Origin of the sequence: Streptomyces sp. AM6-12, assembly GCF_044327085.1 — a bacterium.
Classification (GTDB): domain Bacteria; phylum Actinomycetota; class Actinomycetes; order Streptomycetales; family Streptomycetaceae; genus Streptomyces.
Window position 1 is genome coordinate 343,467 of the sequence record NZ_JBIQWN010000003.1, and the last position, 22,348, is coordinate 365,814.

At 70.7% G+C, this 22,348-nt stretch carries 26 protein-coding genes; 8 read left to right on the forward strand and 18 right to left on the reverse strand.

Annotation, left to right across the window (positions count from 1 at the left end; all coding sequences use genetic code 11):
• Window positions 1-51: 51 nt before the first annotated feature.
• The 18 genes from ACE4Q9_RS34770 to ACE4Q9_RS34855 form a co-directional block, all read right to left on the reverse strand.
• Window positions 52-444 (reverse strand): hypothetical protein, encoded by a 393-nt coding sequence (locus ACE4Q9_RS34770; RefSeq protein WP_397988709.1) that lies wholly within the window; start codon window positions 442-444, stop codon window positions 52-54.
• Window positions 445-484: 40 nt separating this feature from the next.
• Window positions 485-892 carry a hypothetical protein gene (locus tag ACE4Q9_RS34775; protein WP_397988711.1) on the reverse strand — a complete coding sequence of 136 codons (408 nt, stop codon included), beginning with the start codon at window positions 890-892 and terminating at the stop codon, window positions 485-487.
• A 3-nt stretch (window positions 893-895) separates the two neighbouring features.
• Complete coding sequence (locus tag ACE4Q9_RS34780; RefSeq protein ID WP_397988713.1) at window positions 896-1,282, reverse strand: hypothetical protein; 387 nt, start codon at window positions 1,280-1,282, stop codon at window positions 896-898.
• 120 nt (window positions 1,283-1,402) lie between these two features.
• Entirely contained in the window at window positions 1,403-1,957 is a 555-nt protein-coding gene (locus tag ACE4Q9_RS34785) for a hypothetical protein (RefSeq protein ID WP_397988715.1), read from the reverse strand.
• A gap of 70 nt (window positions 1,958-2,027) precedes the next feature.
• Entirely contained in the window at window positions 2,028-2,216 is a 189-nt protein-coding gene (locus ACE4Q9_RS34790) for a hypothetical protein (RefSeq protein WP_355154497.1), read from the reverse strand.
• Between the two features lie 81 nt (window positions 2,217-2,297).
• On the reverse strand, window positions 2,298-4,412 hold the full coding sequence (locus ACE4Q9_RS34795) for a chromosome segregation protein ParM (RefSeq protein ID WP_397988717.1): 2,115 nt from the start codon (window positions 4,410-4,412) through the stop codon (window positions 2,298-2,300).
• An 84-nt stretch (window positions 4,413-4,496) separates the two neighbouring features.
• Window positions 4,497-4,913, reverse strand: coding sequence for a conjugal transfer protein TraB (locus tag ACE4Q9_RS34800; protein WP_397988719.1), 417 nt, complete (start codon window positions 4,911-4,913; stop codon window positions 4,497-4,499).
• Between the two features lie 16 nt (window positions 4,914-4,929).
• A complete protein-coding gene (locus ACE4Q9_RS34805; RefSeq protein WP_397988721.1) occupies window positions 4,930-7,104 on the reverse strand; it encodes an ATP/GTP-binding protein in 2,175 nt (724 codons plus the stop codon).
• 143 nt (window positions 7,105-7,247) lie between these two features.
• Window positions 7,248-7,484, reverse strand: a complete 237-nt coding sequence (locus ACE4Q9_RS34810) for a hypothetical protein (protein WP_397988722.1) — start codon at window positions 7,482-7,484, stop codon at window positions 7,248-7,250.
• Window positions 7,481-7,972, reverse strand: a complete 492-nt coding sequence (locus ACE4Q9_RS34815) for a hypothetical protein (protein WP_397988723.1) — start codon at window positions 7,970-7,972, stop codon at window positions 7,481-7,483. The genes ACE4Q9_RS34810 and ACE4Q9_RS34815 overlap by 4 nt, the downstream gene beginning before the upstream one ends.
• 131 nt (window positions 7,973-8,103) lie before the next feature.
• Window positions 8,104-8,271, reverse strand: a complete 168-nt coding sequence (locus tag ACE4Q9_RS34820; protein ID WP_397988724.1) for a hypothetical protein — start codon at window positions 8,269-8,271, stop codon at window positions 8,104-8,106.
• A gap of 138 nt (window positions 8,272-8,409) precedes the next feature.
• Window positions 8,410-10,560, reverse strand: a complete 2,151-nt coding sequence (locus tag ACE4Q9_RS34825) for a DUF2637 domain-containing protein (protein ID WP_397988725.1) — start codon at window positions 10,558-10,560, stop codon at window positions 8,410-8,412.
• 150 nt (window positions 10,561-10,710) lie between these two features.
• Window positions 10,711-11,289, reverse strand: coding sequence for a hypothetical protein (locus ACE4Q9_RS34830; RefSeq protein ID WP_397988726.1), 579 nt, complete (start codon window positions 11,287-11,289; stop codon window positions 10,711-10,713).
• Between the two features lie 112 nt (window positions 11,290-11,401).
• On the reverse strand, window positions 11,402-11,593 hold the full coding sequence (locus ACE4Q9_RS34835; RefSeq protein ID WP_397988881.1) for a DUF5999 family protein: 192 nt from the start codon (window positions 11,591-11,593) through the stop codon (window positions 11,402-11,404).
• Window positions 11,594-12,051: 458 nt separating this feature from the next.
• A complete protein-coding gene (locus ACE4Q9_RS34840; protein WP_397988728.1) occupies window positions 12,052-12,402 on the reverse strand; it encodes a hypothetical protein in 351 nt (116 codons plus the stop codon).
• Between the two features lie 151 nt (window positions 12,403-12,553).
• The gene (locus tag ACE4Q9_RS34845; protein WP_397988730.1) at window positions 12,554-12,847 is read right to left on the reverse strand and encodes a hypothetical protein; all 294 of its coding nucleotides are present in this window, start codon (window positions 12,845-12,847) and stop codon (window positions 12,554-12,556) included.
• 33 nt (window positions 12,848-12,880) lie between these two features.
• Window positions 12,881-13,060: a hypothetical protein gene (locus ACE4Q9_RS34850; RefSeq protein ID WP_397988732.1), complete on the reverse strand. Its 180-nt coding sequence runs from the start codon at window positions 13,058-13,060 to the stop codon at window positions 12,881-12,883.
• Window positions 13,061-13,313: 253 nt separating this feature from the next.
• Entirely contained in the window at window positions 13,314-13,922 is a 609-nt protein-coding gene (locus tag ACE4Q9_RS34855; protein ID WP_397988734.1) for a hypothetical protein, read from the reverse strand.
• Between the two features lie 400 nt (window positions 13,923-14,322).
• Between ACE4Q9_RS34855 and ACE4Q9_RS34860 the strand changes: the two genes are divergently transcribed.
• From ACE4Q9_RS34860 to ACE4Q9_RS34895, 8 genes are all read left to right on the forward strand, one after another.
• The gene (locus tag ACE4Q9_RS34860; protein WP_397988736.1) at window positions 14,323-14,670 is read left to right on the forward strand and encodes a GntR family transcriptional regulator; all 348 of its coding nucleotides are present in this window, start codon (window positions 14,323-14,325) and stop codon (window positions 14,668-14,670) included.
• Between the two features lie 197 nt (window positions 14,671-14,867).
• Window positions 14,868-16,040: an XRE family transcriptional regulator gene (locus ACE4Q9_RS34865; RefSeq protein ID WP_397988738.1), complete on the forward strand. Its 1,173-nt coding sequence runs from the start codon at window positions 14,868-14,870 to the stop codon at window positions 16,038-16,040.
• A 5-nt stretch (window positions 16,041-16,045) separates the two neighbouring features.
• Entirely contained in the window at window positions 16,046-16,624 is a 579-nt protein-coding gene (locus ACE4Q9_RS34870) for an isochorismatase family cysteine hydrolase (RefSeq protein WP_397988883.1), read from the forward strand.
• Complete coding sequence (locus tag ACE4Q9_RS34875) at window positions 16,621-17,532, forward strand: FAD-dependent oxidoreductase (RefSeq protein ID WP_397988739.1); 912 nt, start codon at window positions 16,621-16,623, stop codon at window positions 17,530-17,532. Before ACE4Q9_RS34870 ends, ACE4Q9_RS34875 begins: the two co-directional genes overlap by 4 nt.
• Window positions 17,533-17,581: 49 nt before the next feature.
• A complete protein-coding gene (locus ACE4Q9_RS34880) occupies window positions 17,582-18,451 on the forward strand; it encodes a GIY-YIG nuclease family protein (RefSeq protein ID WP_397988884.1) in 870 nt (289 codons plus the stop codon).
• A 427-nt stretch (window positions 18,452-18,878) separates the two neighbouring features.
• Complete coding sequence (locus ACE4Q9_RS34885) at window positions 18,879-19,388, forward strand: hypothetical protein (protein WP_397988740.1); 510 nt, start codon at window positions 18,879-18,881, stop codon at window positions 19,386-19,388.
• Window positions 19,385-21,799, forward strand: a complete 2,415-nt coding sequence (locus ACE4Q9_RS34890; RefSeq protein WP_397988741.1) for a hypothetical protein — start codon at window positions 19,385-19,387, stop codon at window positions 21,797-21,799. Before ACE4Q9_RS34885 ends, ACE4Q9_RS34890 begins: the two co-directional genes overlap by 4 nt.
• A gap of 193 nt (window positions 21,800-21,992) precedes the next feature.
• A complete protein-coding gene (locus tag ACE4Q9_RS34895; RefSeq protein ID WP_397988742.1) occupies window positions 21,993-22,328 on the forward strand; it encodes a DUF6083 domain-containing protein in 336 nt (111 codons plus the stop codon).
• Window positions 22,329-22,348: the final 20 nt, after the last annotated feature.

Sequence of the window (22,348 nt, forward strand, 5' to 3'; positions counted from 1 at the left end):
GGCCTTAGAACCTCGGGTGTGGTTCTAAGGCCTTCCTCATGCCACGAAAAGCTAGGCGAAGACCTTCTTCCAGGCCATCCCGCCGAAGACGAACACGAAGAACACGTAGCCGGTGTACAGGGCCCAGATCAGCAACATCCCGCCCCACTCGCCCCACGTCGTGGCCACCCCCATAACGGTGAACAACGCCAGAAGAGCAAACGCCAGCCCAGCTCCCGGCCAGAAGTCGGAGCGCAGACCGTCATAGTGCCGGAAGACCGCCACCACGCCGACGACCTCACCGACCAACAGCAGCGGCACCAGCGCCATCCGGGTACTGAACGTCAAGAACAGCCCGTCCGACTCCTGCGAGAACCCCCACAGCATGCTCGTCGCCGTAGCGAGCAGCCACGGCACCACGGCCACCCAGACGACCAGCGGAAGCACCACACGCCTGACCCGCATCACAGCACACCCCCGAACAGCATTGCTCACGAAGCCCACGCTACCCTGCCCCGCCCCACCACAGCGCAAGGAGGCCAGCATCCCGGTCGCGGTCGCGGTGACGAAGCTGAAGCACAACCATCCTGCCGTGCGTATGGCCCTTGTCGCCCTGGGCATCAGGGTGACCGTGCTGTTCCGGGGCACGGCACGCACCAAAGGAACCAGCGGAGCACTTATCGGCGATGCCGGTGGCGACGGTGCGGCTGCCGTCGGGCGTGGCGGACCACACCATTGCGACACCGGACAGACCCCACCCGGCCCAGAGGATCCGTGCGCCGGTGCTGCCGGCGAATCCGCCGATGAGGCCGATAAGCCCGGTGAACTGCCAGAAGGTGTAGACGGCAGAGCCGGGGATGGAGAGGCCGACGCTGTGCTGCCCGATGTAGGAGCGGATCGGGCCCTCGATCACGCCCTACAGGTCGCTGGTGGCGTCGATGCCGGGCGGCTCGATCACGGTGCGGGTGGCAAGCAGGCGGTGCAGCAGGGCGCTGACGATGTCGCCGGCGGCGTCCAGCAGAACAATGACCGCGCAGATCCCGGCGAGGCCGAGCAGGGCCTTGATCCAGTTGGCCATCTCGTGCCAGCCCAGGCGCCGGGCCTGGAACAGGTCTTCCCATCGCTCGTACAGGAAGCCGCCCTCCTCCCAGGACTTGCGCCAGGCGGTGCGCAGCCGCGCGAGCTGCTGGGTGCCGGGCTTGCTGTTCGGTTCAGGGGCCGGGGAGACGGGCGGCAACTGGTTGAGCAGGTCGAGGAAGGACGGGTTCTCCTGGCCGTTGATGGGCTTGTCGTTGGATTGCATGACGGGGCGACTTCCTCGCTCGGGTTCGGTGTGATGGGCGGTGGTGGGCAGGCCGGACGGCCTGGCCCGCACCCGGCCGGCGTGGGTTCGGGTGCGAGGCAGGTGGTCCGGAGGCTGGGTTCAGAGGCCGCGGGCGTCGGCTAGGCGGGCGGCCTGGTCGACCATGCGGATCGGGGTGCGGGCCGATCCGTGGGCGTCGTTGAAGGAGGGCACGGAGTCGACGTCGTCGCCGAACTCGCGGCGGATGGCGTCCAGGAGCACGGCGGCCGCGCTGGCTTCCAGGCCGCTGTCGCCGTGGGCCTCGATCCGGATGGCTCCGAGCATGCAGCGGGCGCCGTCCTCGTCGACCAGGACGTCCTTGCACCAGCCGCCGGTGAGCAGCCGGTGATGGGCGCGCTGCAGTAGGGCCGCGGCCGGGGTCGGGTACAGCTCCGGCAGCGGGTCGGCTCCGGTGACGACTGGTCCGGTGTCGATGGGGCTGGTGACGACGTCGGCCAGGTCCACGGGCTCGATGGGGATGTGCGCGGTGTTGATCTCGTAGGCGACGGCCGCTTCGTCCAGGCGCACGGCGATCTCCGTGTTGATGAGGGTGAGGCGTTCCTCGAGGGACAGCGCCTTCGGCGGCGCGGGCGCTGCGGTGGTCGCGGTCTCTATGGCGAGCTGAGTCTGGGGCATCGAGAGCTCCCTGGGGCGTCGAAGGCGCAGGGCGGAGGTGGCGCCTTCGACGCTGGCGGCCGGGGCGGTGTCAGATGCTGGAGAGCCAGCCGGTGACGGTGCTGACCGCGCTGGTGATGGCGGGTGCGGCGCCGGTGGAGGCGAGGAAGAAGCCGAACAGGCCGCAGGCCAGGGCCGGTCCGAGGCGTACGTAGCCGCTCCGGATGAGGACGAAGACGACGATGCCGAGCAGGACGACGGCGGAGATCGATACGGCCACGGGCGGTGTGTCCCTTTCAGGGGTGAGCAGGGCCCGGCCGGTGCGGCCGGGTCCTGCGAGGGGGATGGGGTGCGGGGTGGGTCAGGCGCGGGAGAGGTGCTTGATGGCCTCCAGCGCTTGGCGGGGCGAGGTGACGGCGTCGCGGCGTGCGGCGGACTTCCCGCCGCCACGGCGCTTGCCGCCGCCGGTCTTGGGCGCACCGTCGTCGCCGTCTTCGTCGTCCGGCTCGGGGCCGAACTCGCCGGGCCGGGGCGGTTCGGTCCAGTCGAACCACAGGTCCCGGGCTTCGAGCTCGCGGATTTCGTAGTCGGTCAGGGTGGCGACGGTGTCGGGGAAGTAGCCGTCGATGCCCGCTGTGAAGTCCATGAACAGCGTGCGCAGGACTTCAGGCTGCTTGCCTTCGACGATCCAGCCGGCGCCGCCGGTGTTGGAGTCGGCGGGCGGCTCGGGCTCGCCGCGCATGATCCGCTCGATCCGGCCCTTCTCCTCTGGAGAGAAGGAGCGGGGGAGCGGGTCGGGGATGTGCTCGGACGCGATGCCGAGGGCCTTGAACATGTCGGCGACCTTCTTCGGCGCGACCTTCAGCACGACGGGGATGCAGTTGTCGCGGAGGTTCTCGCACAGCAGCTGCGTGAACCCGTCCTGGACGTAGATGGACTGGCCGGCCACCTTCAGGCCGACCCCGTACTTGCGGCCCTTGACCGACACCAGCTCCGCGAGGTCCATGATCTCCGCGCCGTAGTCGCCGTGGCGGGCGGCGGAGAGGAACTCGTCCAGGTACGCGGACAGCATCCGGTAGGGGCAGCCCGGCCGGGTCGGGTCCCACTCGTGGGCCTGGCCGTCCTCCCACGGCATCTCGCCCCGGATCTCCATGAGCGCGACCATGGCCCGCAGGAGCCGGATCATGTACAGCGCGCCGACGCCGTAGCGGGCGGTGTGCCGGCCCAGGGCGGCCGTCTTCTCGTCCGGTGCCTCCGTGGCCAGCATGACCACAGCCCCCCACAGCGCATCGGCCGCGACGTGTAGGCCCATCAACTGCGTCTTGCCGCCACCGGAGGGCGCGACGAAGATCCCGTGCGCGGCGCCCCGGTCGGTGTAGACGCGGTTGCGGGCGGGCTGGCCGTTGCCGAGATAGCCGGTCACCCACCGGCCGTCCTTGTCCGGAGTGAGCAGCTCGCGGGTGGCGGGGAAAACCTGCGCCAGCGGCGAGCTGTCCCACAGGGAGACCAGGACCTGACTGCCGTCGACGGTGACGAACAGCCGGCCCTCGTCGTACTTGGTCTTCAGCACGGCCGCCAGCGCGTGCAGGTTGACGCGCGGCTCGCCCATCTCGTCGGGGACCTGCGCGATGTAGTGGGTGACCCGACGGGCGTGGTCGCGGACCTCCTTGACGAACTCCGAGCTGGGGATGGGGCCGCCCACACCGCCGATCCGGTCGGCCCACCACTCGTGGGCGGTGGGGGCTTTGCGGCGCCGCTCGTTCGCGTCGGGGGTGACGTCGACCTCACGCCAGGCGGGGCCGCCCTCGCGCCCGTACTGCCGCACGACCTCCCTGACGGTTACGTCGCTGGCGTCCACGCCGAACGCCGCGGCGACCGCCTCCTCGGTGAGCCCGGAGATCGGTCGGCCGGCCTCGGAGGCGCGCAGCAGCAGCGACAGGTCGTTGGGCATGCCGGAGTGCGGGGTGGCCTTGACGATGATGGTGCGGCCGGGCATGCCGCGGTTCTCCCACAGCTGGCGGACCTGTCGGGTGAAGGCGTCGGCGCCGTCGTCCGGCTGTGCCGGGGACGGCTCGGGTGCGGCGGGCTGGAGCTGCGGTGCGGGGGCCGGGGCGGCGAGGGCGGGCCGGTGACGGCGGCGGGTGTGCCGGGAGAACGGCATCACCAGCCAGCCGGCCGCCGCCCACCCGGCGGCGAGCAGGACGTCCAGGCACCACGGGCCCACGCCGGGCGTGTGCTTCGCGGCGACGTCGACGGCGGCCGCCAGGACGAGCGGGGACCAGCGCAGGATCCGGCGTCCCGCGCCGGGCCCGTCACTGCGGGCGGCCAGGACCCAGCCGCCGACGCCGGCGGCGCCCGCCAGCTGCACGACCGTGTTCACGGGGCTGTCGGGGGCAATGTTCGGGGCCGCGGCGAGGACCGGGGCGGCCAGGGTGTACAGGGTGCGCTCCAGTGCGACGCTGCGCGGCACGGACACGGGGGGTTCTCCTTCGGAAGAGGCCGATGGGCGGCCCGCCGTCGTGGCGGGCCGCCCATCAGGGATTTCGGTCAGCGGGGAGGGTCAGCGCATGAAGAAGCCCGGCTTGGGGGTGCGCTCCTTGCGGCCGGAGCGGATGGTGTCCAGGCCCTCGTAGAGCCGCGCGTGCGTACGCCGTGTGTCCGCGGCCAGGCCGGTCACGTCCTGGGCCGTCTCGTGGAGCTTGCGTACTTCGGCGGCGGCGCCGCCCAGGGCGAGTGCCACTTGGATGGTCATCTCGACGAATTTCTGGTCCAGATCGGCGTTGGCGATTTCGTCGGCCAGGCTCTCCGCGCGCTGGGCGTTCGTGCGCATCCCGCGCAGCAGCACGTCCAGTTCGTTGCCGGCCAGGTCCATGGCCGTGCCCAGCATCTTGAGCTTCTGCTGGACGGACTTGTAGCGGTTGTCGCCGTCGGTCTGGGCGGCGGCACCGCCGTGGTGGTGGGGTGCGAGGTCGCTCACGGCGAACCCCCCTTTCCTAGTCGTGGTGGGCGGCGGAGGAGGCGTGGTCCAGGCCCGCGTCGTCCATGGCCTGGATGTCCTCGCCGTAGACACGGCCGACCGACATGGCGGCGATCCGGGCGGCATCGGAGGCGGTCTCGCACTCGGTGGCGCACCGTTCGGCGAACTGCTTCATGCGGGTCGCAGCGTCGGCCAGGTCCGTGATCTGGTCGACGACCTCGGTGGCGATGTTGTGGTCGCCCACCAGGTCGGTGGCCATGTCCCGCAGGGCGTCGGCGACCTTGCCGAGCGCGACGGCCAGGTCCTGGGCGCGGCCCTTGTCGAGTGCGGCGTCGATCGCGATGTTCACGATCTCCGTCAGGTACTCGCCGAAGGTGATGTCGGTGCGGTGCTTGGCCGCCATGCCGGCCTGGCCCGACGTGGGCCTGCTGACCTCCGATGCCACGGAGTCCTCCTGTGCGGTGGGTCGGGTAGTGCCGGGACGCTGGGTGTGGGGCTCGGGGGCCCGAGGGAGGCTCGCCGCGCTCCAGGTGGTGGCCCCGAAAGGGTCGGACAGGTCGTCGACGACGACCGCGTCCGGGATGTCCTCCTCAGCCGCTTCGGTCTTCGTCGAGCGGGTCGGACCGCCGGGGCGGTCGACCGTGACGCCAAGGTCCTCGGGCCGAAGCGTTGAGGGCTCCTCTGGCTCGGGCGGGCCGGTGCCCTCGGAAACCTTGGCGAAGAAGTCCCTGAGCTTCTCCTTGAAGGAGCGGCCGTCGTCGCTGCCTGGCGGGTGCTTGTGGCCAGGGCTGTCAGAGGGCTTCTCGCCGGATTTTTTGTCGGCTTTCTTGCCGCCGTCCGGCTCCTTGGCCGCGGAACCGTCCCTGGGCATCTTCTTGGTGGTGGCCTCGGAGTCCTCGGCGCTGCTGGAGTCCTTGGCCTTGTCGTCCTTCGCGGCCTTGTCCTTCGCGGCCTCGGCTGCGCGGCGCTTGTCCCAGCGGCGCTGCGCTTCCTCCGCCACGGCCGCACCGAGGGTGGTGCGGCCGTCGGCGGCCTTGGCGGCCTCCCGCTTCGCCTTCCTCGCGGCCTCCCGCTCTGCTTTCGCCGCGCGGCGCTGCTCCCGCTCCGCCTGCCGGTTGGCGCGGTCCTGGTCGCGGTCCTTGCTGCGGTCGGCGAGGCTGGCGGCCTGGTCGGCGCTGCGCCGCTGCTGCCGGGCGGCCTGGCGGGCGGCGGCGCGGTCCTGGCGGCCGCGGGCCCGTTCGGCCCGGGGGCTCGAGGCTGGCGAGTTCGGCGTCCTGCCGCCGTCACCCTTCGAGCCGCCCTTGCCGGAACCCGAGTTGCCCGAGCCGTTCTTGCCCGAGCCACCCGAACTTCCCTTGCCCGTGCCGGACTTGCCTGCACCGGAGCCTCCAGAGCCGTTCTGGCGGCCTTTCGGGCCCCCGGACGACTCATTGCCCTTCGAGGCGCCCCCACGGCCGCCAGTGGAGCGATCAGAGCCCTTCTCGCTGCCCTTGGGGGAGTTGCCGCTCCCGGACCCGCGGCCAGTGCCGGACCCGTTCGTTCCCGAGCCCCGGCCGCCGCCGGTACCGCCCCGGCCTGAGCCGCCGGAGGTGCCGCCGCCTCCGCGTGAGCCGCCCCCGCCGCCGGCCTTCGAGCGGCCGCCCTTGTCGGCACCCATCCCGGAGCTGGGGGACCGCGCCGTGTCGGCCTTGCCGCGCGCCGCCGCCTTGTCGGCTTTCGCCTTCATCTGCGCCGTGTGGAGCTTGGCGTTCTGCTCCATCATCGCGGTTTCCTGGGCGGTGCGGGCCTCCAGAAGCGCGGCCTTTCGCGCTATTTCCGCCTCACGGAACGGCGCTTCGGAGGCGTGCCGGTCCCGTGCCACTTCCAGCCGGTGTTCCAGCCAGTCACCGAGGCGATCGGCGAGAGAACGAGGCTGGACATATTCTCCTTCCTCATATTCTCCGTCGCCGGAATCCGGCGCGGCAGACATTCCCGTTTCCCGCAAAGCGGTTTCCGGAGAAATAGGCCCGCGGATAGGCGGAAGTTCCATTGTCGTCTCCTCCGGTGACTCCGGGGGAACGACGCCGCCCGAGCCGCTGTCGGGCGGTTCGGAATAAAAGAGATCCCCGCCGTCGGGAGCGTCCGGCATTCCGCCGGAATCACTGCCCCGGGTGGGGAGGCTGATCACGTTGCTGTCGGTGTCGTCGGACACGCGACCCCTCCTCCTGGGCTTGACAGTCGGCATCGGCCTCGCGTACGCGCGTGCGCGGCACGCGGCACGCGCGGCACGCGTTGGGGTCGCCGAAGGGCCGCCCCCGGCGATCGGGAGCGGCCCTTCGTGCGGGACGCGGGGAGCTAGCTGCCGTGACGGCTGTAGACGTTGTGCAGGGCGAGCGCGACCTCGCGGATGAAGTCCGTGTTCCCGTCGCGATAAGCCTGCGTGCCCCGGATATTCGTGATCCGAAGCCAGTAGTAGAAGGTGCCGAGGTCGTTTCCGTGCTGAGCGATCAGATCCTGCTTGATTTTCCGCTCATGTTCTGCACGATTGAATTTCTTCCGCTCGGATTTCGTGAGCGGGCGACCGGCACTCACGCCGACTCCCTGCGGTCCAGGTTGTAAATCGACGTGGGACCACCATAGCCCATATTCGGGCTCTGCGCACCCTGCTGCCCCGAGCTTTCAGGGGCGGCCTGAAGCGCCGGATTGTTCTTACGCGCCTTGATCTGCGCCTTTTCCTTTCGCTGCCTCTTGACCTCCTTCACCTTTTCGTCATGGGCGTGACGCTTGTGGGCACTCTTTTCCAGTCCCGAACTAATGCTCTTGAGGTTCTTGAGAATGTCGTTCAGGGACTTTTCCACCGGGAAAGAGCGCAGGAAAGCCTGGCCCATCTTGTCGCCCTCCACGCGGGTCCCGCGGCAGTGCACGCGGGTCTCACGCTGGAGGATCTCCAGCTTGGCCTGCATGTCCAGCACGACCCGGCTGAAGTCCGCGAGGTAGTGCGCGTAGGCGGCGGGGTTCTGCGCGATCTCGCGCAGCGCCGCGTTCGGGTCGTCGAAGAAGGGCTTGTCTTCGCTGCTCACGGGGTCCTCCGTGGGGGTCGGATCTGCTGTACTCGTGCGGTTGACTGCTTCCGGCAGTCGCAGCGAGGGCCAGCCCGATGCGAGCGGGCTGGCCCTCACTGGTGTGTGCCGGACGTTGGAGCGGCTGGGTGTCAGCGGGGGTCCCGCCGGCGCGGCAGCAGGTGCGGGTGGCACCACCAGCACTCGGGACCGTGCTCGTGCGGGATGCGGTAGTGGATCAGGACGAACGGTGTGGCCAGCGCGATGACCAGGGTCACCAGGACGAGGACCACGCCGGTCACATACATCAGGGGGCTCATGTCGATCCCTTCGGGTGCGGTGAAGGTGCCGGCCGTCACCGGTCCGCGCTCACACACCGAGCGCGGACCAGTGGCGGCCATGGGCGCCAGGGCTTCTGCCAAGAGGGGGTGAGCGCGTCGGCGCTCGCCGGTGCTCATCTACGCGCCCGGGGTGGCCTCTTCGACCTGAGCGCGCAGGCGCTGAGCGGTCGGGCGGGAGACCGGCTCATCGGACAGGCCCGCGTCGGTGAGCGCGTCGCGGATCTCCGTCCACTGCGGGCGGCGCCCGAGCTCGGTGTAGAGCCGACGGATACGAGCGTGGCGGCGCTCGGTGAGCGCGTCACTCTCGCTGCGCGTGAGCGCGCCGTCCGCTCGGTGAGCGTCCGTCTCCTCCGTGAGGCGCTCACCCTCGTGAGCGCCGGAGGTGAGCGCCGGGCGCTCACGCTCGCCGCGAACCTCGCCCGAGGTGAGCGCGCTCATGTCGGGGTGAGCGTGCTCGGTCTCCTCCGCCCGGTCGACGGTGAGCGTGTCCTCGGGGGTGAGCGTGTCGGCGAGCGTGGCGGGCGCGCTGCCGAGCTTGAGCGTCATCCGCTTCTCCAGCGGAGCCTTCCACCGCCACAACAGACCGTGCTCCTCGCGCAGTCGCGCTCGCAGCCAGGTCTCCTGCTGGAGCCGGGTGAGCGCGTCCTCGTAGGAGGTGATCTCCCACAGGATCATCCGGCGGCGAAGCCGGGCGGTGGGGATCGGGGCGAGGATCCAGCGCGAGCGCCGCACCGTCTCCATGCGCCTCTTGCCGGTGACCGCGCCGATCCGCGTGGCGTACACGTGGGAGGCGATCTCCGAAAAGACAACCCACAGCAGGGTGAGGGCCGCATGACCGAGACGTCCCGCAGTGCTGTCCGAGGCATTCCAGTTGAGGTAGACGGTCACCGCCGTCAGCGCCCTGGGCACCCAGCGAATCCAACGCAGCTCCATGCCCATCCGAATCAGCACCAGGTTGGCGCCGGTGAACGCCGGGATGGCGACGTCGATGCCGACCGGCAGCAGCCACGGCCACTCCCAGCCCCACCCGGCCGCCTTGGTCTCCAGCGCGGTGTAGGAGGACAGCAGACCGAGGGTGGAGACGACGGCGGCCGCCAGGACGATCCCGACGACCAGGACCAGCTCCTGCCCGGACAGCGGCGGGACACCGCCGGCGGGCCGGGCGTCGGCCCGTGCCTTGCGCCGCTTGGCGCGGGACTCGGTCCGGATCTCCCGGCGACGGGCCCGCTGCACGGTGCGCTGCGTCGCCGCCTCGAGGACCCGCTCTGCCTCAGCCAGGGCACGTTCGGCGGCGGCCTGGTCGGCCGTGGCCTTGGCCTCTGCCTCCCGGGCCGCCGTCGCGTCCGTCTCCGCCTGCTCGCGCAGCCGGGCGACGTCCTTCTCGGTGGCTGCCCGCAGCTCCTCAGCGGAGGAACGGGCGTCGGCCAGGGCGCGTTCGGCGTCCTGGCGAAGGCCGGCCGCGGCCTTCTCGGCTCCGGCCCGGATCTGCGCGGCCTGTCCGTCCGCGCTCTCGCGCATCCGGTCGGCCTCGCTCCGCGCCCGCTGAAGGACATGGTCGGCGTCGGCGGCGGCGCGGCTGCGGGTCTCCACCGCGGTGCGCTCCGCAGCCGCGAGCAGCTCGGTGCGCTTGGTCTCCGCGTCGGCGAGGACCTGCGCGGCCTCCGCCTGGACGGTGTCAGCCTTCGAGGCCGCCGTGGTGGTGACCTCCTGCGCCAGGTCGCGCGCGTCGGCGAGCAGCTGCTCGGCAGCCGCGCGGGCGTCGGCGAGGACCCGGTCGGCGTTGCCGGACGCCGTCGCCGTGACGGTATCGGCCTCGCTGCGCGCGTCGGCGAGCATCTGCTTGGCTTTCGCGTCGGCGTCGGCCAGGACATGGTCGGCGTCGGCGGCCGCGCTGGTCGCGGCCTCCGTGCGGACCCGGTCGGCGTCGGCCTGCGCGTCGGCCAGGAGGCGGGCGTGCTCCGCGGTGGCGGCCTCGGTGATCGAGGCGGCCTTGGAGCGCGCGCCGTCCAGCAGCTCGGTGCGGGCGTTCTCCGCGTCGGCGAGGATCCGCCCGGCGTCGTCGGCGGCCTGGTCCCGGAGGTCGGCGGCGCGGTCGGCGGCGTCGGCCAGGACCGGGTCGGCCTCCGGGAAGACCAGCGGCACCGTGTCCTCGGGCGCGGCGGCCTGGGCGGGGATGGCGGCCGGCGTCGCCGGTGCCTTGGCGCGCCCGTTGCGGGGCTTCGGGTTCGCCGCGGGGCGCCGGCGGCGGGTGGCGGGCTTGGTGGCCACGGAAAGTCCTCTCTCTTCCGGGCGCCTCCGAGAAGGGGCACCGTGCATCTGCGGCGGTGGGTAAGGTCGTGACCAGGCCCTCCGAGGCCCCGGCAGCTCGAATGCCGGGGACTCGGAGGGCCGTCGTCTTGGTGCGGTCAGCACCGGGGATCAGGCAGCCGCCGCGTCCTGGCTGGGCCCGTAGGTGCGGGCGAACCGGGCGCCCGCGGTCAGCAGGGCGGTGACGTCCGCGTGGGTGCGGTGCTGCCGCTCCGACCAGGGCGTGGCGCGGGCGGAGTCGGACCCGGTGTGGGCCTGGACCACCCGGTCCAGGACGAAGCCCGCTACGTAGGCGGTGTCCGTGTCACCGTGGGCGCCGGCCTCGCCGACGTGACGCAGCGCCGTGGACAGGGTCCGCTGCGGATCCGTGCCGCTCTCGTTGCGGACGAAGCGGATCAGTGCCCGGAGCATCGACTTGACCGTCATGGAGTCGTCGTCGGCGAGATCCGAGCCGGCCGACCAGTCCTTGCCGTAGTCGTAGACGCGGATCCAGCCGTCCTTCTCCAGCAGGGCGATGGTGGCCTCCAGGTGCCGGGCCACGGCCTCGCCGGAGGACTCCTCACCGGACGGGCCGATCCACAGCGGCTGGAAAGAGCTGGCGGCGATCTCCTGCGCCTTGAGGAGCGTGGCGTCGGTGAACGTCGCGGCGGAAGGGGCGGCGTTGGTGGCGGTGATGGTCGTCTTGGGCATGTGAGCCTCATCTCGGGGTGTGGCGGGTCCGGGCTGTCCGGCTCCCCGTCACCGCCCGACCCGGCCGCCACGGTGGTGGGCGATCGGTGCGGGCGGATCAGGCAGCCGTCAGTCAGGCCGCGGCCACGAGGGGCCGGTGCGGGGCGACGACCCGGCCGTCGGGGAGCAACTCGCCGGTGTCCTCGAAGAGAAGGACACCGTTGCAGAGCAGGCTCCAGCCCTGCTCCGGGTGGCTGGCCACGACGTGCGCGGCCTCTCGGTCGGGGCTGGCGGCCGTGGGGCACTTCGGGGTGTGCGTGCACAGCGAGTCCGGCAGCCGAGTGCTGGTGACGGTCGGGGTGGTGCGGTCCATGAGCTCTCCCGGAGAGAAAAGGAGCCCGAGACTTTCCCAGGCTGGAGACGTGCGAAAGACGGGCCGCCCGTCGTACGGGCGGCCGAGCCGGGCGAACAGCGCAGCGCGGGCGGTGACTTCGCTTCCCCTCCCGCGTTGCGGGTCAGTCCCGATGGAGGTCGCTGACGCGGTGCCCGGCGTCCCACGCGGCCGCAGCCGCGAGCGCGGCGGCAGCCAGCAGATGGCGGGCGAGAGGGTGAGCGGGACCGACCGCGTGGACAGCCCGAGCCGCGCGCTGATACGCGGCCCGGGCCGCCCGTATGAGAGGCGGAGTCAGCAGAATTCGCACTCCTGGGTCTGCGACCAGCGACCGCACTGGGCGCACTGCCACAGGTGCTGCAAAGGCGCGATGATCCTGGCGAGGCGGGCGATCATGCGGCCACCCCCGTCCCGGTCACCTGGGCGCAGCCCTGGGAGCAGGTGCACGCCCAGCGCCCGCAGATGCCGCAGGCGTCCTGCTCCTCCTCGTACAGCCCGACGAGCCGGGCCCGCATCTCGGCGACCGTGCGCGGCGCGCGCCGGTCGGCGGGGATCGCGGCGTCCTGGGCGCGGACCACGGCCAGGAGGTGAGCCCCGAGCGCGAGGTGCGGCTCCGTCTGACGCGGCCGGCGGGCCGGGCGCGGGCTGCGGTGGGAGTTGATGGCGTTCAGGACCCGGGCGAACCTGTCGTCACCGGTCTGTGGCGCCCGGACAGTGGGGCGTGTGATCATCGTCGTGTTCAAGAGAGATTCTCGCTTTCTTGATCACGGACGGTCCCGGGAGGTCAGATTCTTCGGGGCCGTCCACTTTCATCTGGCTGGCCGGTCGGCCCGCCGCGGCCCGTCTCCCGCCCTTGTCTGCTCTGGTGGGCGGGAGACGGACCGTGGCAGGCCGTCAGGCAGCGGTCCCGTAGGTATCCGTCTGCGGGGCCGGGCGGATCAGGTAGTCGCTGTCCGCCCACACCGTGCCGATGGCGAACGGCTGCGCGTCGGGGCGCAGGACGTCCCGGACGATGACCGCCCAGCGGGCCGCGGTCCGGCGCAGCAGCTGCGCGGCGTCGGCCCGGTTCGTGACGAGCACCAGGACTTCGAAACGGCCGTCGGTGTTCTGGTAGATGGCGCCGGGCTGACGCGGGCCGATCTCGTCCTGAACGCTCGGGCGAACCTGGCGGGATTCGATGCTGTGCACGTGTCTGTCCTCTCTCGACGGGTGGAGCCGGGATCAGCGCTGCTGCTTCTGGCGCGCGAGGTAGGCATCCTGGAGACGGGCGAACCGCTCGTAGAGCGGCGCCCCCACCTCGCACGGCGTCTCGCCCTGACAGGGCGGGCAGACGACGGTGTGCGCCTCGGACGCGTGGAACGCCTCCATGTAGCGGACGAACAGGTCTTCCTTGCCTGTCACTTGCCGCCCCTTGCCCGTCGCAAGGCCTCGTCCATGTCCGGGTCGGAGTCGGTGGTGCCGAGCGGGAGTGCGATGCTGTTTTGCATAGGGCCTCCAGTCAGGTCCTGGACAGCCCCACGGGCCGCAATCCCAAAGGCTGTCGCGATCACTCCCCACTTGGGGAGTTGACTGCCGTACGAGCAGCCACGGCCCCGGCCGCCCCCGCAGATGCGGAGCAGCCGGGGCCGTGGTCGTTCGTCCGGAGCGGGTCCGGTCAGCTCGTACGGCGCTGGGGGTGCAGCGTCTTGAGCGGGACCGGCGGCGCACCCAGCGGCGCGGCACCGGTGGGCAGCTGCGCGCGGCGGGTGTCGGCGTCGCGGACCGCGGACTCGGTCGCCGCCCACTGCTGCTTGCGCAGCAGCCACAGGGGCCGGTCGTTGCCGCGCTCGTCGTCCGCCGGCGCCTGCTTCTGCGCAGCGATCTGGCTGACGGCCGGGGCGACCGCGACCTTGGGCTTGCGCCGCACGGTGGTCTTGCGGCGGTGGCCGGTCTCCGCGTGACCGTCCGCCAGGCGCTCCTGCCACTTCTTCACCGTGACGTCGACGGTGACCAGACGGTTGCTGCCCAAGCGGCAGCGGACGGCCGTGTCCTTCCACGTGCGGCCGGTGTCGTGCGGCACGAGCTTGGGCGCCGTGCTCCGGAGGCCGGTGATCGGCACCCACGTCTCGCAGTCGGGGCAGATCAGCGAGGCGCAGTCCCGGCGCAGGTCGTACTGGTGGGGCTTGAGAGCGGACAGGGTCAGCGCCGGGCGGGAGTTGACGGTGCGGGAGCGGGTCCGGCTTCGGCGGGGGCGGGCGGTGCGCTCAAGGGTCGAAGCAGACATCTGAACTCCTCACGGGCGGAGCGGCAGGGGGAGCGTCGCGATGCTCTCTCCGCCCTCCGGGCCGCACGGCACGAGGCCGGCGTCCCGCAGGACAGACAGCGCACAGCGCTGCGACGTGCACACAAGTCGTCGCGGCCGTCAGGCTCCGGGGGAGTTCGATGGTGCTCTCGCGTCCTCAGCTCGCCTGATGACGTGCCCCCAGCGAGCTGAGGGCTACCCCGGCCGCCCCGGAGGGCGGACGACTACTGCGGTCTTACGGTGGTGCGGTCCTACGTCTTCGCTGTCGGTGCCAAGCCGACCAACCGTGTCGACATGGATAACCTAACCAGTACACTCAGTGTCGTGTCAACCAGGTTGGGCAGGCTATCTATTCGAGCGAGGTGGCTCTACGATGTGGCTCATGACGGACGAGGCCATGCAACCCTTCGAGCGCATCGCGCAGGACGTGCGTGAACAGGTTCGACTCAAGCAGCTCAAGCCTGGCGACAAACTGGAGAGCACCAGGGAGTTGGCGAACAGGTACGCCGTTGCGCCCGGAACGGTGCAGCGCGCCTTCGCCGAGCTGCGACGGGAGGGTGTCATCTACTCCCACACGGGCCGCGGGAGCTTCATCCGCGAGAACGCCCTCGATGCGCTTGCCGACCCGACTGCACAGACCATCAGGCGCCTTGAGGAGCAGATCGCCGATCTGACTGCGCGACTCGAACGTGTCGAGCGGAACCAGAAGAGCGGGTCGGCACAGACCTGAGCCCGACCAAGACGCTGGCCTGCCTCGTTCTCCTGCGGTGGCAACCACGGTGTCCCCGTTCCATCGGCATCACTTCGCGGAGATCAGCTTCGGGGTCGCAGGCACCTTGGCGAGATGTCCCCGCGTAGAAGGGGTGTAGCAATAGCGTCGCAACAGGGCTCTTCCTGCCTGGCAACAGAGCGTCATAGGGGTGTGTAGTGATCGCAGTTGAGCAGTGGACAGGCGAGGAGGCACTGCTGTTGCGATCGGTAATGCGCGCGTCGGTGCGGGGATTCGCTGATCATCTCGGGATCAGCCCTCGGACTGTTTCGCACTGGCAGAGGAACAGGTCCAGCGTGTGCCGTCCGCAGATGGCGCAGATCCTCGATACGGCGCTGCACCAGTGCACCCCCGAGGAGCAGGAGGCATTCCGCCTGCGTCTGGCGGCTCTACACGGCACCGCGGTCGCGGCCGCCGGGGTCGATGCTCCGCAGCCGACGCCTTGCAGCGTCGTCTCGCATAAGTTCCTGCCGGCCTATGTGGGCGAGCGAATCGGGCCCCTGTACGCCGTCGGCACTCCGGCGCCCTGCGGCCCAGGAGGCTTAGAGCGACGGACGCTGCCGGTCGGACACCGCTCGGCCCAGTCGTCGGCGGTCCACGTCTACGGGTGCGGCGTCGCCGTCGTGCACCTCGAAGAGCATCATCACCGCGTCGAGTCGCTGACCGATCTGGCGGTGTGGCGATACCGCACTTATCTGCGGGAACCCAACTGGGCGGGCAGGCAGCTCACACAGCTCATAAAGCTCCACGGCAACGAGGAAGCAGCTGCTCACGAGGTGCCCGCGCCGCAGTATGTGCTGTCGGTCTACGAACTCCGCGAGAATTCGTGGGCGGGCGCGGGGCTGGATACCGCGCTGCAACTCCTGGCGACGCCCTCTGTCCTGGTCAACCGCCAGGACCCGGAGAACGTCGTTTCGCTCGGGCCGGGCGTCGAGGCCGCCAAGTTCCGCGAGGGCTGGTCGCACGCAGAGGCTGTCCCCTTCGGTGGCGGCGTCTCGCAGGGTGTCGCCGGCTGGTCTGGGGTCTCGTACCACCCGCAGCCGGATGAGCGGGCCCTCACGACGAGTCAGATCGTCGCTCTGGAGCTGGATGTCCAGGCCCTGTGGGCTCTCTCCTCCCACATCCTGCACACCGTCGAGGACGGCCAGGACCCGGTGATGCCGCCCGAGTACGGCTGGCGGTTTCTGCGGAGTGCCTACTACCGGCTCACAACCGCGCGCCCCACCGAGACGGCACAGCACCGCGTGATGCGCGAAGCGATCCTGACCACGAGCGAACTCCCTGATCGGCTTCGCGCCGCTCAGGACGCTCTCCGAGACAGCACCTCTTGATGGCCATGGGAAAGGTGGACGGGTTGGACCCGCGATCGACAGCGCTGCTGGTTATCGACGTGCAGATGGGCTTCGTCAACCAGCACAGCCGCGACGTTGTCCCGACGGTCGTACGACTGGTGGACGGATGGCGAGCAGCCGGCGCTCCGGTGGTCTTCACCCGGTTTCACAACGCCCCAGGCTCGCCATACGAAACGATTTCCGGTTGGAAGCGGCTGCGCAGCGCGGAGGAGCAGGCGTTCGTGAAGGAGCTGGCGCCCTTCATCGACGCCTTGGCCCTGGTCATCGACAAGGGCCAAGCGTCGGTCTTCACGCCCGAGGGATCACAGCTCATCCGGGACGCCGGCTGGAGTGACCTGGTGCTATGTGGCATCGACACCGACGCCTGCGTGTACGACTCCGCCACCGCTGCCTACCAACGGGGCTACCGGCCGTGGGTCGTCACCGACGCTTGTGCCTCCAGCGGCGGCTCCCAGTACCACGAGGCCGCTCTGCTGCTCGCGGCCCGGAACCTGGGCGCCGATCAGCTCATCAGCAGCGAAGTCGCTCTGTCTCGTATCAGCGGAACTGGGGGGATCCAGTGAGCACACCTTCGCTTGACGCCGACGTCCTGGTCGTCGGGGCCGGCCCCGCTGGCGTGGCGGCCGCCCTCATGGCCACCAGCCTCAACATGAAGGTCCTCGTCGTGGAGGCCGACAGCGTCGGCGGCAAGCTCCAAACCATCGGTGCGCTGGATAACGTCTCCGGCAACTGGACGACCGGCCCACAGCTGGCCGAGGCCCTGGCCGCGGATCTGTCCCGCCTCGAGCAGGCCGGTCGGTGCTCGCTGGTCCGATATCGCGCTGTGGGGGTCAAGGGACACTCCGACCGAGCGGAAGTCCTCCTCGCGGACGGCCAAGTGCTCACCGCGCAGGCAGTCGTGGTCGGCACGGGCGTGACCGCGATGACGCCCGTCGACACCGACTGGATCAGCACCGCCCCTTCGCTGTCCACGCCTCCGCTGTGGCGTGCGAAGCCCGAGCAGGTCGGACCACGGACGTACGTTCTTGGGGGCGACAGGCCGCTGGGCACCTGGCTGCGGGCTCACCCTCGGTCCACTGCCACGCTCCATGTCCTCGCCCCAGCAGCGGACGACTACAAGCTGGCGGAGGTGTCAGGGGACGATCGAGTTCGCGTAGTTCCGGTTTCTCACGTCGCCGTTTCGCAGGCCCGTCACGGCACCGGCTTCATCGTGGACGTCGAGAACCGCGGCGGAGAGCGCAGCACCTACGTCGCAACGGCAGTGCTGAGCAATCTCGGTAATCGGCCGGCGGCTTTCGAAGGGCTCGCGGTCGACGAGGGCGGATACTGCCCGCCGGAAATGCAGCACCCCAGGATCTTCATCGCCGGGGATCTGCGGTCAGGTCGGTTCCAGCGCATCACTACGGCACAAGGCTCAGGAGCCGAAGCAGCCTTGTCGTACTACTACTCCACCGCGCTTGAGCGGGTGTGACGTGGCTACGGACCGGGTCTATCTGATCGGCTCCCCCGAATCCCCACTCGTGAAGATCGGGTGGTCCGACAACCCCGAGCGACGTCTTCGTCACCTCCAGACCGGCTCACCCGCACCTCTCCAGTTGCTCGCGCTCTTCGAGGGCGGCGCCGTCATGGAGGCCGCGCTTCACCGCCAATTCGCCGACAAGCGCCGTCACGGCGAGTGGTTCGACCTCGGCCCCGATCCGGTGACAGTGGTAAGCCCGTTCGTGAAGGCCGCGCAGGTGGAGGAAGACGAGCGCACGGGACGCCGGCAGCCGGTCCACGACGTCGCTACGTCAGGACCGCTAACAGCAGAGGTCATCGCCTGTTTCCCGATGACCCGCCCAGTGCGTACGAGCGGGTGGAACGGGAGTGCCCGACCTGGAAGGAAGCTGGACGGTGCCTGTGCGACAGCTGACCTTCCCGCCGCCGGGCGGCGGCGGACTTCGACAGCCCGGAACGCTCGCCGGTGCGGAACCGGGACACGAGCACGGATCCCACCGGGCGCCCGGCAAAACTCGGTTCGCGGTGGCCACTTCTCTCGCACGGAGATCAAATCGCGTATCTTTCATGGTTACGAAGATCATGGAAGGTTTAGCTATGTCCGACTCGGACCACTCACAGCCCTGCTGAACGACCTGCCCGAGGTGCTGCCGCCTCCGCATGTGCGCGCGAAGCTGCGCCGCGCCGCTGGCCTCACTCAGCAGGACGTCGCGGACGCCGTGGGCGTGAAAAGGGTCGCAGTCACACGCTGGGAGCTGGGTCAGACCAGCCCCCGACGCCCCCACCGCGAGAACTACCTGCGTCTCCTGAAGGGTCTCGCGGAGCGCTTTCCCGAGGCCGCGAAAGCGGATGCGGGCAGCACGACGCCGGCCTCCGAAGGGGGGTCGGGATGACCTAGTGGTCATCGGCCGCGCGCGCCAAGAAGCGGATTAACCACCCGCTGGCCTCGCGCGGCCCGTCTACCGAACGGCTTACCGCCGTGTCGGTCGCTCAGGTCCCAGTTCACAGCTGGTCCTGAGCTGCGGCTCACCGAGCCGCTCGTTTTCACCCGGCCCCTAACCAGGGCCACCAGCACCACCGGCCACTAACCAAGGCCACCACAGCCAGATCAGTACCGATCCGCATTACCCGCGGTGCCCCCACCACAGGGGCCACGCGGTTCAGCAGGACCGGGAGGGACGGAGAAATCTCCCCCCCACCCGGGCGGTGTTCGCCCGCTTCTCACGAAGGGGGCTTACCCGTCACATCCGTACATCTGGGTCGTCCAGCCCCGAGGGGCTCTGGCCGGTCCAGCTATATGGAAGGCAGGTCGTTCTCATAGTGCCCGAAGTGGTGTCCCCTGAAAAGTCGAAGGCTGACCGTTTCGAGAAGGTTTGCGGCTTTCGGTCGACTCGTGCGACGGAACTGCTGTCCGTCCTCTTCCTGTTCGCCGCTTTTGAACAGGAAGAGGGTCTTCCTGTAGGAAGTTACAAAAGCAGCGCCTTCGAGACGGGTTCGATGGGCGCGGTCGAGGCGTCGGCCGTCCGGCTCGTCCACCCGCTCCCCGAGCTCATCGACAACTCCGTCGACGGTGGCGCCCGCAGGGTCGGCTTCCCGTGTGGCGGGACGGTTTCCAAGATTGTTGCCCGCCGTGCGGGAGCGCGGGGGGTGATCCGCGCTGAGCGGGCTCTGTCCACAGGCCGCCTCGTGCAGGCTCGGCGGATGGATCACGAAGCGCGCGTTTTGCCTGCTGCGGGGGGTGTCCGCTTTGGCGTGTACACCTGCCCGATGACGAAGATGACCTCGGTCCTGGCGGCGTCCGCCCCGCGCGTCTCGGCGGTGGGCCGATGACCGCCGTGGCGGCACGGGCCGCCGCGTTCGCGCGCCCCCGCACGGAGCTGTCCGTCCCGGCCGGGCCGGTCCCGGAGCGGGCCGCGGGTCATCCGCTGTCGCTCGGGCGGGATGCCCGCGCCCGTCTGGGTGGCGCGGTGCGCACGCTGCTGGACCTGGACGGCCTGGACGGTGCGCCGGACGCGGTGCGCCTGGCGGTGCTGGTGCTGGCGTCACGAACGCCGTCGGAGACCGGTGTGGTGGAGATCCGCACCAGCGAGCTGGGCCGGTGGATCGGCATGTCCGCGTCGTACACGGCCTCCGACGTGGTGCCGGGACTGCGACGTTCGGGCGTGGTCTCCGTGGATACGGCGAAGGGCGACTACGGCCAGGACGACGGCCTCAAGTGCAAGGTGCTGCCGCTGTGGGCGGCGCAGGACGTCATCGGGCATCCGCTGAACCTCTCGAAGAAGGAGTACGCGACGCTGCAGCGGCTGCTGGAGGCCGTGATGGCGCCGGGCTGGAAGCACCGGGACGGCCGGGTCACTCCGGCCGGGCTGATCGGTACGCGTACCGGTCGGGGCGCGGCGACGGACCGTCTGGCACTGCTGCTGCTGGTGCTGGAGGCACGGGAGACCGGGCGGGTACGGCAGCGCGGCGGGACCGTGGACACCAAGCGCGGCCGTGCCGCGGCGACGGTGGCCCGGCTGCTGGGCTGCACCGCGTCGGCGGGGGAGCGGGTGCTAGAGCGCCTGGAGGACCGGGAGCTGGTGCTGCGGGTACGTCTGAAGACGGGATCCGGGCTGGCGAACCGGTCGCGGCTCATGGTCCCGGCGGTCGCCGCCGCGCACGGCCGTACGGTCAGCGACGACGTCCAGGAGGGCCACGCGGAGGCCCTGGAGCGTGAGTTTTCAGACCCCGACGATGCGGCAGGGCCTGGTGAGGCTCCGGAGCTGGGGAAGGAACCGCAGGTCAGCGGCGTGCTGGTGACGGATGTGGCGGATGTTGCAGAGCCCGACGTTGCAGCAGCCCTTCACACTTACCACCCTCACCTGGTTACTCCCGTAGTTCCCCCGCAGCTCTCTGGTGGCTTTTCCGGCGAAGGCCGTGGGGGTGAAGGCCGTCGGCCGGGACGCGCGTGCGTGCGCGAGGACCAGGCCGCCGACGGCGAGGACGCCGCTGCTGGTTCGGCGTCGCCGGTGGCCAAGGACGGCCCGCTTCGCGGGGAACAGCCGAAGGAGTCCCCGGTCGAAGGGCGTGATGGGCAGCGTGCTACCGGGGCTGGTGCCGGTGGCCGGCCGAAGGCCGTGGGCTGGGAAAAGGCGCAACAGCAGCGGAGGGCGGCCCTTCCGGCTGATCTTGGTCTGCGGGTGGCGCTGGGGCCGGTCGCGGGGCTGTGGGCGCAGCTTTCCGGCTGGCAGCAGGACCAGGTCCAGGCAGCCGCGGAGGTGGAGATCAAGCGGCTGGAGGGCCTGCTGGAGCATCCGGGCAGCGGGCCGCGGCTGCTGGCCGACCGGCTCACCGACCGGCTGGAGGAGACCGGCGGCGAGGCCCTGGTCGAGCGCCCGTTCCCGTGGCTGATGCGGCGTGGCCTGGTACAGCGCCAGGCGTGCACGGACCAGCGCTGCGACGACGGGATCCGGCTGGACACCCGCGGCGACTGCCCGGCCTGTGCCACGATCGTCGCCGACCGTCGAGCACATCGTGCTCGGCTGCGAGTCGTCATCGACAGCGAGCTCGCTGATGCCGATGTCGGACGCCGGCGTGCCGTCTACGAGGCCCGGCTGCGGGAGCACACCGCCTTGGAAGCCGGCCGGGCAGAGGCCCGGCACGCGCGTGCCGTGGTCGAGGTCGCCCAGCGGCGGGCCGCCGCGGACCGCCGGCGTCTGGCGGAGGCGTGCGCCGAGCTGGCCCGCATGTCGGCTCCGTGCGCGGAGTGCGGGTTGCCCGACGCGGCTGGCCTCTGCCCCCAGTGCACGTACCGGCAGCACATCGACCTGCTGGTGCAGGAAGCGGTCGACCTTGCCGTCGTAGTCCGCGCCGACCTGGACGACGTCGAGTCGGTGGCCGCGTTGAGCGAGCGGTGCGAGGCCGACACCCGCAGGCTTCTGGACGAACTGGTCCGGCGCACCGGGCAGCCGGTGGCCACCGGCGCTGCCTTCACGGCGCGGCAGGCCGCCGAGCGGGTCCGTGATGAGCGTCGGGCCAGCGCCTACCGGCGTCTCCTCGCGAGCGAGGAAGCCGAGACGGAGGCCGGCGCGGTCTACGGCAGCGTGCTGCGCCAGCGCCCTCGTGGACACCAGGCCGCGGAAAGGGCCGCCGAGGAGGCCCGCCATCGCACCGCCGAGTACCTCCTGAGGCAAAAGCTCGGGCAGCTGCGGGTACTTCGGGCCAGGGCCGCGGCGGGTCGCGGCCCGCAGCGGACTGCATGAAGGAGGTGATGACGGCAACTCCCGCCGCTACCCTGGACGTTGCCGCCGGGCGGCGGCCTTTACCCACCGGAGGTTGACGGGCGTGAGCGTTCTTCCCCAGCAAGGGCCGGAAGATGCGGTCGTTCCGTCCTGGGGACACAGGCTGACCGTGCCGTGCCCGGCCTGCAACCTCCCCACGCACCGTCACCGGACCATGGACTACGACGGAGTGAACATCTACCGTCCCAACGCCGGAGCCGCCCCCGTGTCCGCGATCGGGGGCGAGGAACCCGAGCAGGAAGTGGCGTGGATCGCCTTGGTGCCGGGCGACTACCCGGCCCGCCACTTCGCGGACAACGAGGTCTACCACCTCGCCGGCGGAATCGCCTGGCCGGGCCCTCATCACCGCGACTACGGCACGGCCAAGGTCGCCCACGACGCCTGCTGCCCAGGCCTGCACCGCACCCGCCCCACAACCAGCCAGGGCGCAGGCGAACTATGGCGGGCGATGCGGATCCGGCTGGCCCGGGGCCTACGAACAGGCCGCTGACCGCATCCGAGCCCCGCTCG

What these genes read in the sequence shown, in the direction of transcription:
- ACE4Q9_RS34770 (WP_397988709.1), bottom strand. Translation starts at nt 444, where the DNA reads ATGCGGGTCAGGCGTGTGGTGCTTCCGCTGGTCGTCTGGGTGGCCGTG.
- ACE4Q9_RS34780 (WP_397988713.1), bottom strand. Translation starts at nt 1,282, where the DNA reads ATGCAATCCAACGACAAGCCCATCAACGGCCAGGAGAACCCGTCCTTC.
- ACE4Q9_RS34890 (WP_397988741.1), top strand. Translation starts at nt 19,385, where the DNA reads ATGACCGCCGTGGCGGCACGGGCCGCCGCGTTCGCGCGCCCCCGCACG.
- ACE4Q9_RS34860 (WP_397988736.1), top strand. Translation starts at nt 14,323, where the DNA reads ATGACGGACGAGGCCATGCAACCCTTCGAGCGCATCGCGCAGGACGTG.
- ACE4Q9_RS34820 (WP_397988724.1), bottom strand. Translation starts at nt 8,271, where the DNA reads ATGAGCCCCCTGATGTATGTGACCGGCGTGGTCCTCGTCCTGGTGACC.
- ACE4Q9_RS34870 (WP_397988883.1), top strand. Translation starts at nt 16,046, where the DNA reads ATGGGAAAGGTGGACGGGTTGGACCCGCGATCGACAGCGCTGCTGGTT.
- ACE4Q9_RS34785 (WP_397988715.1), bottom strand. Translation starts at nt 1,957, where the DNA reads ATGCCCCAGACTCAGCTCGCCATAGAGACCGCGACCACCGCAGCGCCC.
- ACE4Q9_RS34855 (WP_397988734.1), bottom strand. Translation starts at nt 13,922, where the DNA reads ATGTCTGCTTCGACCCTTGAGCGCACCGCCCGCCCCCGCCGAAGCCGG.
- ACE4Q9_RS34830 (WP_397988726.1), bottom strand. Translation starts at nt 11,289, where the DNA reads ATGCCCAAGACGACCATCACCGCCACCAACGCCGCCCCTTCCGCCGCG.
- ACE4Q9_RS34895 (WP_397988742.1), top strand. Translation starts at nt 21,993, where the DNA reads ATGGACTACGACGGAGTGAACATCTACCGTCCCAACGCCGGAGCCGCC.